The 12176-nt window shown below is 54.5% G+C and carries 11 protein-coding genes; 4 read left to right on the top strand and 7 right to left on the bottom strand.

Going from position 1 to position 12176, the window contains the following annotated elements; genetic code table 11:
* Window positions 1–132: 132 nt before the first annotated feature.
* Window positions 133–516, top strand: coding sequence for a DUF4751 family protein (locus O6D90_RS19605; protein ID WP_016155677.1), 384 nt, complete (start codon window positions 133–135; stop codon window positions 514–516).
* A gap of 44 nt (window positions 517–560) precedes the next feature.
* Here the strand turns inward: O6D90_RS19605 and araD are convergent, their stop codons facing one another.
* Genes araD through araB form a run of 3 tightly spaced genes read right to left on the bottom strand, consistent with a single transcriptional unit; the run spans window position 561 to window position 4536 of the window.
* On the bottom strand, window positions 561–1256 hold the full coding sequence (gene araD / locus O6D90_RS19600; RefSeq protein WP_016151673.1) for an L-ribulose-5-phosphate 4-epimerase: 696 nt from the start codon (window positions 1254–1256) through the stop codon (window positions 561–563).
* 57 nt (window positions 1257–1313) lie between these two features.
* Window positions 1314–2816, bottom strand: coding sequence for an L-arabinose isomerase (gene araA / locus O6D90_RS19595; RefSeq protein ID WP_016155678.1), 1503 nt, complete (start codon window positions 2814–2816; stop codon window positions 1314–1316).
* 10 nt (window positions 2817–2826) lie between these two features.
* Entirely contained in the window at window positions 2827–4536 is a 1710-nt protein-coding gene (gene araB / locus O6D90_RS19590) for a ribulokinase (RefSeq protein ID WP_016151675.1), read from the bottom strand.
* 339 nt (window positions 4537–4875) lie between these two features.
* Between araB and araC the strand changes: the two genes are divergently transcribed.
* Both araC and O6D90_RS19580 read left to right on the top strand, forming a co-directional pair.
* Entirely contained in the window at window positions 4876–5721 is an 846-nt protein-coding gene (gene araC / locus O6D90_RS19585) for an arabinose operon transcriptional regulator AraC (RefSeq protein WP_003018834.1), read from the top strand.
* A 119-nt stretch (window positions 5722–5840) separates the two neighbouring features.
* A complete protein-coding gene (locus tag O6D90_RS19580; RefSeq protein ID WP_016155679.1) occupies window positions 5841–6608 on the top strand; it encodes a DedA family protein in 768 nt (255 codons plus the stop codon).
* 49 nt (window positions 6609–6657) lie between these two features.
* Here the strand turns inward: O6D90_RS19580 and thiQ are convergent, their stop codons facing one another.
* From thiQ to sgrR, 4 genes are all read right to left on the bottom strand, one after another.
* Entirely contained in the window at window positions 6658–7359 is a 702-nt protein-coding gene (gene thiQ, locus O6D90_RS19575; protein ID WP_016155680.1) for a thiamine ABC transporter ATP-binding protein ThiQ, read from the bottom strand.
* On the bottom strand, window positions 7343–8953 hold the full coding sequence (thiP, locus tag O6D90_RS19570; RefSeq protein ID WP_016155681.1) for a thiamine/thiamine pyrophosphate ABC transporter permease ThiP: 1611 nt from the start codon (window positions 8951–8953) through the stop codon (window positions 7343–7345). The genes thiQ and thiP overlap by 17 nt, the downstream gene beginning before the upstream one ends.
* The gene (thiB, locus tag O6D90_RS19565; protein ID WP_016151679.1) at window positions 8929–9912 is read right to left on the bottom strand and encodes a thiamine ABC transporter substrate binding subunit; all 984 of its coding nucleotides are present in this window, start codon (window positions 9910–9912) and stop codon (window positions 8929–8931) included. The genes thiP and thiB overlap by 25 nt, the downstream gene beginning before the upstream one ends.
* 300 nt (window positions 9913–10212) lie before the next feature.
* Window positions 10213–11868: an HTH-type transcriptional regulator SgrR gene (sgrR, locus tag O6D90_RS19560; RefSeq protein ID WP_016155682.1), complete on the bottom strand. Its 1656-nt coding sequence runs from the start codon at window positions 11866–11868 to the stop codon at window positions 10213–10215.
* A 99-nt stretch (window positions 11869–11967) separates the two neighbouring features.
* Between sgrR and sgrT the strand changes: the two genes are divergently transcribed.
* Window positions 11968–12090, top strand: coding sequence for a glucose uptake inhibitor SgrT (gene sgrT, locus O6D90_RS19555; RefSeq protein ID WP_016151681.1), 123 nt, complete (start codon window positions 11968–11970; stop codon window positions 12088–12090).
* The last annotated feature ends 86 nt before the right edge of the window (window positions 12091–12176 follow it).

Raw genomic sequence — 12176 nt, 5'->3', positions numbered from 1 at the left:
TTTTCGGTTCGATTTCGTCGGGAATATCTCTCTGTATAATTTGCTTTTTATCGCTGAATATAATTTTATTCATCTGATAGCTCGGGTGTTTTATATCAATAGCTTGGGTGCGTAGTGTTATGGAGGCCTATTATGGATATTTATACTCAGGCGTTACAGGTAGGATATGATCACTATTTATTTGTTAATACTCAGTTATCTAACCCTACAATTAAATCAGTAAGTCAATATATTGAGTATAGAACGTGGTCAGGTCAAATTTGGCGTACTGAGGTTATTGAACGTGGGAATGCTTTCTTTCACTGGCAAGGGCATGACAGAATAAATGGTCATCGTGATACGGTGATTAATTATCTGTTGAATGGACAGCGCTGGCAGTCAACGATTACAGATTACATTTTCTTTCATTCACTGGATGGTGAAGAGGCGCAGGGACATTATGACAACGTGATTAAATACGTTTGTGCTAATAACTGTGTGTATCGAAGTGCGTTTGCGGAATATATAAAGGAATAACCAGAGAGCGCGCCACCGAGATTTCGGGCGCGCTCAGATTGTTTTCACTGGCCGTAGTAGGCTTTTGCGCCGTGTTTACGCAGGTAGTGTTTATCTAACAGGGTTTGCTGCATATCCGGCAATTGCGGCGCGAGCTGGCGACAGAAGATCCCCATGTAGGCGACTTCTTCCAGCACGATGGCGTTGTGTACCGCATCTTCGGCGTTTTTTCCCCACGCAAACGGACCGTGAGAGTGCACCAGCACGCCAGGCATCTGCGAAGCGTCAATGCCTTGTTTCTCAAAGGTTTCAACGATCACATTACCGGTTTCCCACTCATATTCGCCGTTGATTTCTTCCTCGGTCATTTTCCGTGTGCAGGGAATCGATCCGTAGAAATAGTCCGCATGAGTGGTACCCGTGGCTGGAATCGACTGGCCCGCCTGCGCCCAGATGGTTGCATGACGCGAATGGGTATGAACAATGCCGCCAATGGTCGGGAATGCCTGATACAGCAGACGGTGCGTTGGGGTATCGGAGGAGGGTTTCTTCGTACCTTCTACAACCTCACCGGTGGCGATACTGACTACGACCATATCTTCTGCGGTCATAACGCTGTAATCGACCCCGGATGGTTTAATCACAAACACGCCGCGCTCGCGATCGACGGCACTCACGTTCCCCCAGGTCAAGGTGACCAGGTGGTGCTTAGGCAACGCCAGATTGGCTTCCAGCACCTGACGTTTGAGATCTTCTAACATGTTGATTCCTCTGTGCCGGATGGCGGGCAAACGCAGAGCCATCCGGCAACAACATAATTAACGTTTAAAACCGTAATAGACGTCGTTCCAGCGCAGCGCGTCCTTAAAGGCCGGCAGGCGGGTATCGTTGTCGATCACGGCGATCTCGATATCGTGCATTTCAGCGAACTGGCGCATATCGTTCAGATCCAGCGCGTGGCTGAAGACGGTGTGGTGCGCGCCACCGGCCAGGATCCAGGCTTCAGATGCGGTTGGCAGATCAGGCTGGGCTTTCCACAATGCGTTAGCCACCGGCAGTTTCGGCAGGGAGTGCGGTGTTTGAACCGTGTCGATGCAGTTAACCAGCAGGCGATAGCGATCGCCAAGATCGATCAGGCTGGCAACGACTGCCGGGCCAGTTTTGGTGTTGAAGATCAGACGAGCGGGATCGTCTTTACCACCAATGCCGAGATGCTGAACATCGAGGATCGGTTTATCTTCCACCGCGATGGACGGGCACACTTCCAGCATGTGCGAGCCGAGCACCAGATCGTTGCCTTTCTCGAAGTGGTAGGTGTAATCCTCCATAAATGAGGTGCCGCCCTGCAGACCGGTTGACATCACCTTCATGATGCGAAGCAGAGCGGCGGTTTTCCAGTCGCCTTCGCCCGCAAAGCCATAGCCTTGCTGCATCAGACGCTGTACGGCCAGACCCGGGAGCTGTTTCAGGCCGTGTAAATCTTCAAATGTCGTGGTAAAGGCGTGGAATCCGCCCTGTTCCAGGAAGCGCTTCATCCCCAGTTCAATACGGGCCGCTTCCAGTACGTTCTGACGTTTCTCACCGTGGACTTGCGTTGCCGCCGTCATGGTGTAGGTGCTTTCATACTCATCGATTAGCGCGTTGATTTCGCCGTCGCTAATGGAGTTTACTACCTGCACCAGATCGCCTACGGCCCAGGTATTTACCGAGAAGCCGAATTTGATCTGCGCAGCGACTTTATCGCCATCGGTGACCGCGACTTCACGCATGTTGTCGCCAAAACGGCAGACTTTCAGATGGCGGGTATCCTGTTTGGACACGGCCTGGCGCATCCAGGAGCCAATGCGTTCGTGCGCTTGTTTGTCCTGCCAGTGACCGGTGACCACGGCGTGCTGCTGACGCATACGTGCGCCGATGAAGCCGAATTCACGGCCGCCGTGCGCGGTCTGGTTCAGGTTCATAAAGTCCATATCAATGCTGTCCCACGGCAGGGCGGCGTTGAACTGGGTATGGAATTGCATCAGCGGCTTGTTGAGGATAGTCAGACCGTTAATCCACATTTTGGCCGGAGAGAAAGTGTGCAGCCAGACCACCAGACCTGCGCAGCGATCGTCGTAGTTAGCGTCACGACAAATAGCGGTAATCTCGTCAGGTGAAGTACCCAGAGGTTTTAAAACCAGTTTGCAGGGCAGTTTAGCTTCAGTATTCAGCGCGTTAACGACGTGCTCGGCATGTTGGGTTACCTGACGCAGGGTTTCAGGGCCATACAGATGCTGGCTACCAATCACAAACCACACTTCATAGTTATCAAAAATCGTCATTGTCGTGTCCTTAATGTGTCAGGGTTGCCTGGTCTACCGGGGTTTGTTGCGCCGGAGCGGCAGTCGGAAGGTATTGTTGTTCAGCGCTAACCGCCCACTGCTGGTAGCGGCGGTAAAGCTGTTCAAAACGTTGAGCCTGCTCTGGTCGAGGTTGCAGCGTGTTTTCCACGGCGCTTGCCATCTGTTGCTGAGCGGCTGGGATATCGGTGTGTACTTTCGCGGCAACGGCGGCAAAGATAGCTGCACCGAGTGCGCAGCACTGGTCTGAAGCGACAATCTGTAGCGGACGGTTGAGCACGTCACAGCAGGCCTGCATGATGACCGGATTTTTACGGGCGATGCCGCCTAGCGCCATTACGTTGTTAACCGCAATGCCTTGTTCGGTGAAGCATTCCATGATGGCGCGTGCACCAAAGGCGGTGGCGGCAATCAGACCGCCGAACAGCGCTGGCGCGTCGGTTGCCAGATTCAGATCGGTAATCACGCCTTTCAGACGCTGGTTGGCATTGGGCGTACGGCGACCGTTGAACCAGTCGAGCACCACCGGCAGGTGATCCAGCGACGGATTTCTCGCCCAGGCTTCGGTTAGCGCTGGTAGCAGCTGTTTTTGGCTGGCTTTAATCTGGGTCTTCAGCTCCGGGTGCTGCGCGGCAAGCTGCTCCAGCGGCCAGCTCAGCACACGGCTAAACCAGGCATAGATATCGCCGAACGCGGACTGGCCTGCCTCGAGGCCAATAAAATGCGGCACCACGCTGCCATCAACCTGGCCGCAAATGCCTTTCACCGCGCGCTCGCCGACGCTGTGTTTGTCAGCAATCAGAATGTCGCAGGTCGACGTGCCAATGACTTTCACCAGCGTATTGGGCTGTGCGCCCGCGCCGACCGCGCCCATATGGCAGTCAAAAGCGCCGCCTGCAATCACCACGCTTTCCGGTAGTCCCAGACGCTGCGCCCACTCGGCGCACAGGGTGCCAACCGGCAGGTCGGCTGTGAAGGTATCGGTAAACATCGGGTATTGCAGATGGCGGTTGAGGATGGGGTCGAGTTCGTCAAAGAAACTGGCTGGCGGTAGACCACCCCAGCTTTCATGCCACAGTGATTTATGCCCGGCGCTGCAGCGACCGCGACGAATATCCTGTGGACGTACGGTATTAGAGAGCAGGGCCGGAACCCAGTCGCACAGTTCAATCCACGAAACCGCGGCCTCGGCAACCGCGTGGTCCTGACGGGTCACATGCAGGATTTTGGCCCAGAACCATTCGCTGGAATATATACCGCCGATATAGCGGGAGTAATCGATCTTGCCCGGTGTGTGGCACAGACGGGTAATTTCTTCAGCTTCTTCTACTGAAGTGTGATCTTTCCACAGGACAAACATTGCATTTGGGTTTTCAGCGAACTCCGGACGCAACGCCAGTACGTTGCCGTCGGCATCGATGGGGGCCGGGGTTGAACCGGTGCTGTCAACGCCAATCCCGACCACTTCCGCACGCTGTTTAACGCTCAGTTCGGCCAGCACGGTTTTCAGCGCCGCTTCCATTGATTCAATGTAGTCGCGTGGATGATGGCGAAACTGGTTGTTTGGGCCATCGCAATACTGCCCTTCCTGCCAACGTGGGTACCACTCTACGCTGGTGGCGATTTCTTCACCGGTAGCACATTCCACTGCCAAAGCGCGTACTGAATCACTGCCAAAATCGAGGCCAATTGCAATCGCCATCGTCTTACTCCATCCAAAAATACAGGTATGGATAAACAGTAGTTAGTAGGGATAAAAACCGTCAGGCAGGATTCGCTAATCTTATGGACTAAAATGCTGTGGCATCACAAAGTGTGACGCCGTGCAAATAATCAATGTGGACATTTCTGCCGTAGTTATAGACACTTTTGTTAGCCGATTTTAACGTTGGCGCAGTACATATTTTTTACAAAGTGCTTTTCACAAGCGGGGTTGATGGTCCATTACCGCAAACACAGCGGCCCGCAGGGGCGACGGCAATGATGTCTGGCGTAATATGGACAAATTGTTTCTTAGCAGAACATAGGGAGTATTGAAATTATGGCTGAAACGCAAAACGATCCCCTGCTGCCAGGTTATTCGTTTAACGCGCATTTGGTGGCCGGATTAACCCCCATCGAGGCGAACGGATACCTGGATTTTTTTATCGACAGGCCGCTGGGTATGAAGGGCTATATCCTCAATCTCACTATCCGTGGCGAAGGGGTTATCAATAATCAGGGCAAACAATTTGTCTGTCGGCCTGGCGATATTTTGCTGTTTCCGCCCGGAGAAATTCACCACTACGGACGCCATCCTGATGCCAGTGAGTGGTATCACCAGTGGGTTTACTTTCGCCCACGCGCCTACTGGCAGGAGTGGCTGACCTGGCCGGCCATTTTTGCCCAGACTGGATTCTTTCGTCCGGATGAAGCACATCAGCCGCATTTTAACGAACTGTTTGGGCAGATAATCAACGCCGGGCAGGGAGAAGGTCGCTATTCCGAACTGCTGGCGATTAATTTACTGGAGCAGTTATTGCTTCGACGTATGGAAGCCATTAATGAATCGCTGCATCCCCCCATGGACAACCGCGTGCGCGACGCCTGCCAGTACATCAGCGATCACCTTGCGGACAGTAATTTTGATATTGCCAGCGTCGCACAGCACGTCTGCCTGTCGCCTTCCCGTTTGTCGCATCTGTTCCGTCAGCAGTTGGGTATCAGCGTATTAAGCTGGCGCGAGGATCAGCGTATCAGCCAGGCCAAGCTATTGCTGAGTACCACTCGTATGCCCATTGCTACGGTGGGGCGCAATGTTGGCTTTGACGATCAGCTCTATTTTTCTCGTGTTTTCAAAAAATGTACCGGCGCCAGTCCGAGCGAGTTTCGCGCCGGATGTGAATAAAAAGTGAATGATGTGTCCTGAAAGTTGTCATAACTCGCAATCTATTCAGACAATTGATGGCTTGACGAAGTTGAGACGGGTTATCAAAATCCCTGCTTCGTAAATCTGACGGACACATTATGCAAGCATTGCTGGAACACTTTATTCTTCAGTCCGCCCTGTACTCCCTGATCGCCGTACTGCTGGTGGCCTTTCTGGAGTCACTGGCGCTGGTTGGTCTGATTCTGCCCGGTACCGTGATGATGGCGGGGCTGGGGGCGCTGATTGGCAGTGGCGAACTGAACTTCTGGCATGCCTGGCTTGCGGGCATCATTGGTTGCCTGTTGGGGGACTGGATATCTTTCTGGTTGGGCTGGCGCTTTAAAAAGCCGCTGCATCGTTGGTCGTTCATGAAAAAGAACAAGGCGTTGCTGGATAAAACCGAGCACGCGCTGCATCAGCACAGCATGTTTACCATTCTGGTGGGGCGTTTTGTGGGACCGACGCGTCCGCTGGTGCCAATGGTGGCGGGCATGCTGGATCTGCCTGTCGCTAAATTTATCGTCCCGAATATTATTGGTTGCATACTGTGGCCGCCGTTCTACTTCCTGCCGGGGATCCTGGCGGGGGCGGCAATTGATATTCCTTCTGAGATGCAGAGCGGGGATTTTAAATGGTTGCTGCTGGCGACGGCGCTGTTGCTATGGGTAGGGGGCTGGTTTTGCTGGCGACTGTGGCGTAGCGGCAAAGCGGCAGTCGATCGCTTAACCGCGTATTTCCCCCGCAGCCGTTTACTGTATCTGGCGCCGTTGACGCTTGGGATCGGCGTGGTTGCGCTGGTGGCGTTACTGCGCCATCCGCTGATGCCGGTGTATATTGATATTCTGCGTAAAGTCGTGGGTTTTTGACGATTCTTTTGCCGGATGGCGCTGACGCTTATCCGGCCTGGGAAATCAATCACTCGGCTTTGATGCCCAAGAGCGTCGAGGCGCTGGCCTGACCGCTTAATAACTCATCCGTTTTGCCCTGCCAGGCGATGCGCCCGTCGGCGACCACAATCGAACGGGACGCAATTCGCGCCGCATCTTCTACGCTGTGGGACACCATCAGCAACGTAAGCTGTTTATCGCGACAGACCTCGGCAACCAGCGTTAACATCTCCTGGCGCAGGGCGGGATCGAGCGCAGAGAACGGTTCATCAAGCAGCAAAATGGGTTGTTCCCGCACCAGGCAACGCGCCAGCGCTACGCGCTGTCGCTGACCGCCGGAAAGCTCACCGGGGAGGCGCTCCAGCAGTGAGTCGATCCCCATTTGCTGGGCGATGTGATGCATTTTCTCCCGCTGCGATGCATTCAGCTTCAATCCCGGGTTAAGGCCCAGGCCGATGTTTTGCTGCACGCTCAGGTGGCTGAACAGGTTATTTTCCTGAAACAGCATCGAAACGGGGCGACGTGAGGGAGGCGTGGCGGTGTGATCTTCACCTTCAATCAACATGGTACCGCTGGCAGGCGTGAGAAAGCCGGCGATCAGATTCAGCAGCGTACTTTTCCCGGCGCCGCTGGGCCCGAGGATCGCGACCTGCTCACCGCGTGCGATCGACAGCGTGAAGCGCATCGGCAAATGGTGATAAAGCCATGTGATATCATTCAGTTTTAACATTTCGACCCGGCAATTTCTCAATAACGGTAAACAGCGTAAAGCACAGGATCAGCAGCAATAACGCCGTAACTGCGCCATCCTGACTGCGATAAGAGCCAATCTGCTGATATAAATAAAACGGCAGGGTGCGGAAATCCTCATTACCAAAAAGCGCGACCACGCCGAAATCGCCAATCGACAGCACGCAGGCAAAAGCCATCGCCTGCGCCAGCGGGCGCTTCAGGGCACGCAGTTCAACCACTTTCAGGCGCGACCATCCCTTAATTCCCAACGACTGGCACAACATACTGTAGCGGGTGGTGACGTCCCGCATTGGGTTTTCCAGCACCTTCAGCGCGTAAGGGATCGCCATCAGCGCATTGGTAAAAATGACAATCCCGTCGGCTGATTCGGGGAGTCCAATGGTGTTATTGAGCAGCAGAAAGAAGCCGGTTGCCAGCACGATGCCCGGCATGGCGAGGATCAACATGCCGCTAAGTTCCAGCATCTGACCTGCCAGCACCTGCTGTCGGGCACGCAGTTCACGACTGCTCCATAACAGCATCATGGTGAGAACTACGCACAACGCACCTGCCGCCAGCGCAATTCGTAGTGAGGTTCCCAGTGCGTGCCACAGTACAGGTTGCTTAAGAACATCCAGCATATGGCGGTTAATACCATCGACAATTACTGCCAGCAGCGGCGGCAGCAGTAGCAGCAGGGCCAGAATAATCAGCAGCGCGTCTGCCAGGCGGCTGTGCAGACGATCGTCGGGATCGCGCCAGCCCTGAACCAGCGTGGTACCGGGGGCAATGGCGCGGCTCAGACGTTGGCTGAAGAGCACCAGCGCTAAACAACAAACCATCTGGATCAACGCCAACATGGCGGCGCGGGCGGGATCGTAATCGAAGTTCAGCGCCTGATAAATTGCCAGCTCGATGGTAGTGGCCTGCGGTCCGCCGCCTAGCGACAAAACGGTGGCGAAGCTGGCGAAACAGAGCATAAAGATGAGCGCCGCGACGGGAAGGATTTGCCGACGCAGCCATGGCCATTCAACAAAGCGGAAGAAATGCCAGCCGCGCAGACCTAACTGAGCGGCTAACTGTCGCTGTTCGCCGGGAATATTCTCCAGCGACTGCAACAGCAGACGACTGGCCATCGGCAGATTGAAAAAGACGTGCGCCAGCAGAATGCCCTGCAGACCGTACGGCGAAAACGTCCATTCCAGCCCGAATGTATGCCAGATCGAGGCCAGCCAGCCCTGACGACCGTACACGCTAAGAATACCGAAGACCGCGACCAGCACTGGCAGGATTAACGTCATCGCGCACAGGCGCAGCAGCGCCAGTCGTCCTGGAAAACGGCGGCGATAGAGCGCTCTGGCAAGGAAAATCGCCGGGATGACCGACAACACTGCGGATAAAAAAGCCTGCCAGAAAGAAAAACGCACCACGTGCCACAGGTAGTCGTCTTGCCACAGTGAGATCCACTCCCCCCGTGGGGCGTTAAACCATAGCGCCAGAAACGCGGCCAGGGCAACGGCCACCATCAGCGTGGCGGCGGTAAGCCCTGGAACCAGCCAGCCGGGAATTAACGGCTGACGGCGCGTTGCCATTCGCTAATCCATGCCTGGCGTTGAGCCGCAACCTGCTGCGGCGTAAATTCCAGCGCGGTGGCTGGCTTATTCAGTTGCTCGAATCCAGACGGCAGGGCGACCTGGGTTACCGGATACATCCAGTTACCGGTCGGAATCGCGTTCTGGAAGGCCGGAGACACCATAAACTTGAGGAATTTCTCGGCCAGTTCCGGCTGTTTGCTGGCCGCAGTACGGGCGGCGACTTCTACCTGCAAATAGTGGCCTTCGCTAAAGTTGGCTGCGGCGTAGTTGTCTTTTTTCTCGGCGATGATGTGATAGGCCGGAGAGGTGGTGTAGCTGAGTACCAGGTCGCTTTCGCCCTTCAGGAACAGGCCGTAGGCTTCACTCCAGCCCTTGGTGACCGTGACGGTTTTTGCCGAAAGCGCGCGCCAGGCCTCCGGCGCCTTATCGCCATAGACTTTTTGCATCCATAGCAGCAGGCCCAGCCCCGGCGTGCTGGTACGCGGGTCCTGATAAATGACGCGCCATTTTTGATCGCTCTCTACCAGTTCTTTCAGGCTTTTGGGCGGATTCTTCAGCTTGTTCTTATCATAAACGAAGGCGAAATAGCCGTAATCAAACGGAACGAAGGTATCGTTTTTCCAGCCGCCGGGCACGTTTACGGCTTCACTTGCTACACCGCTTTTGGCAAACAGTTTAGTTTGGGTGGCGGCTTCCAGAAGGTTGTTATCGAGGCCCAGTACGACGTCAGCTTTACTGTTTTTTCCTTCCATGCGCAGGCGGTTAAGCAGCGAGACGCCATCTTCCAGCGCGACCAGTTTCAGTTCACAGTTGCAGTCAGCTTCAAAGGCTTTTTTTATTGTCGGGCCCGGGCCCCAGTCAGCTGCGAACGAGTCGTAGGTATAAACGGTCAGTACAGGTTTGGCGAAAGCAGGCGCTGCGCACAGCAGTAAAAGCGGAAGACATTTTTTAAACACTTTGCACCTCATAAAGTTGGGTGGCAAAGGACTTGAGTTGCAGCCTCAAATCCCTTCGCCGGCATTATCCGGATCAGGTTCGACGAGTATCTCTCAGCCCATACACTTCATCATTCACGCTGCCTCTGTGTTGGCTGCGCTCGCTCACCCCAGTCACATAGTTATCTATGCTCCTGGGGACTCACTCGCTTGCCGCCTTGATGCAGCGTGAATGATTTTGTGTATGTTTTTATTTAGCACCCCGTTGAGAACGGCGTTAGTGTAATGATTTTGTTGCTATGCGGCAATCAAGAGCCGGATCTAAGGATCCGGTGGTGCAAACCACGCCGATTTAAAATCAAACCAGCCGAGGGTGTTCATGCGTAATCCGCGCATACTGCGCTGTCCTTGAATGATGAGCCAGTGGTGGATCAGCGGCACAATGGCCTTTGTGGCGAGCAGCTGTTGGCACCATGCCGCCAGGCTCATTTCGCCCGTTCGCCAGCGGGCCGCATCGTTTTCCCAGTCCCGCGAGATACAGTTTTGCAGTAACGGGACTTCGCACAAATGGGCGAACAGCGAGAAATCCAGCGGTAGGGTAAAATTGGCGCTGTTGAGCCAGATATCGCTGACGATTTCACCCGCATGCCATTGATCGTAGTCGATCTCCTGAATATTTAACTGTACCTGATGCTCTGCCAGCAACGTCTTCATGATCTGCGCGATAATCCGATGTTCGATGTGATCGCGATAGTAGGTGATCGTCAGCGTTTCCAGTCCGGCGGGTTTTTCACCATGGCCGGGTTTGGCATGGTGCCAGCGGGGGAGCAAACCGTAGGCGGGAAACCACAGTCGCTGGAACTGTTCGTCGGCGTGGCAGATGAGATGTGTTGGCGAAAGAACGCGGCTAACCCAATCGCGAACCTCCTGATTAGCGCCACGGTGGGTGCGCGCATCAAACAGCAGGTAGTAGCATCCTTCCTCGAGGCGGCTTTCGATCGCCTTTTCATCCTCCGTGGGGCCTTTTAGCGTCAACCCACCGCCAGGCTCTTCACCGATATCGGGTAAAACCCAAACGTTAACTTCGTCGATCAGCGCCCGGTAGCCAAAATAATCATCAAATGCATGAATTTTCAGTTGGTTATTGGTATTGCGCATCACCGCATAGGGACCAGTGCCAATTGGGTGGCTGGAGAAGTTGCTGAGCGTCTCCCATTCTCGCGGCAGGATCATGGCGGGGACTTGCCCCAATAGCCAGGGAAGCCAGCGGTCGGGTTGGGCGAGATGGATATCCAGCGTCCAGGCCGTGGGAGAAACGATCTGCGTGATGTGCGAGTACAGCGGCAGGGCGTTAATGCGCATCAGCGAGGTGATGACATCTTCCATTTCCAGTTCGCGGCCATGATGAAAATGAATCCCCGGACGCAGGAAGAATCGCCAGTGTAAAGGTGAAATCTGCTGCCAGTGATGGGCGATGTCCGCTTCCAGTTCCCCATTTTCCTCATTTACCCGAATTAAGGCGCTGAAGATTTGCCGGGCGATATGAGTTTCTGAACGGCGTAGCGCCGTACCGGGAAGCAGGTTGTGCATGGGACGATAATAGAGAACGCGCATGATGTGCCGCCCCTGGCGAAAACTGCGTCCCAGGTGCGAAACCAGCATCTGTCGTACGGCCGTTTTGTCACCGACCAGCTGCACCAGTTGATCGATGCGATCCTGTTCCAGCAGGTCTTCTGCCCGCTGCTGCTGGAGTGCCAGCCCGGTATAGAGGAAAGTCAGGCGCGAGCGTTTACCTCGCCCAACTTCGGCTTCCCACGTTAACCAGCCGCGTTCTTGCATGGTATTGAGCAGGGTACGCATATGGCGGCGCGAACAACTCAGCAGCTCCGCCAGCTCGTTCAGCGTCGTGTCTTGCGTTTTGCCGTCACAGCATTGCCACAGACGGATGAACTGTTGTTGCAGACGACCAGAAGACATAAAAGGGGAACTCCTGCGAAAAACTCAGCAATTTTATTATCCCTATATTAAGCCAATAATAGATTCCGATGAAGCGATGAGACAACGAAGGGGTCATCTATGCGTCAGTTCTGGTTGAAATACTTTACCGCGACGGAAAAATCGTCCTGGTTGGCTTGCCTGAGCGCACCGCAGCGCTTAAAGATGCTCGAAGAACTGATGCAGTGGGAGGTGACAGCCTGACTCCTGAATTGGGAATTGCAGACATCATGTGTGACTGAGTATTGGTGTTAATCGCCGCGCCAGCAGATAATCACTGCTGGCTTTTT

Origin of the sequence: Citrobacter sp. 21OH12SH02A-Citro (assembly GCF_027919895.1) — a bacterium.
In the GTDB taxonomy this organism is placed as follows: Bacteria; Pseudomonadota; Gammaproteobacteria; order Enterobacterales; family Enterobacteriaceae; genus Citrobacter; species Citrobacter braakii.
Note: the sequence above shows the minus strand (reverse complement) of the source record. Positions and strands in the feature narration are given on the sequence as shown.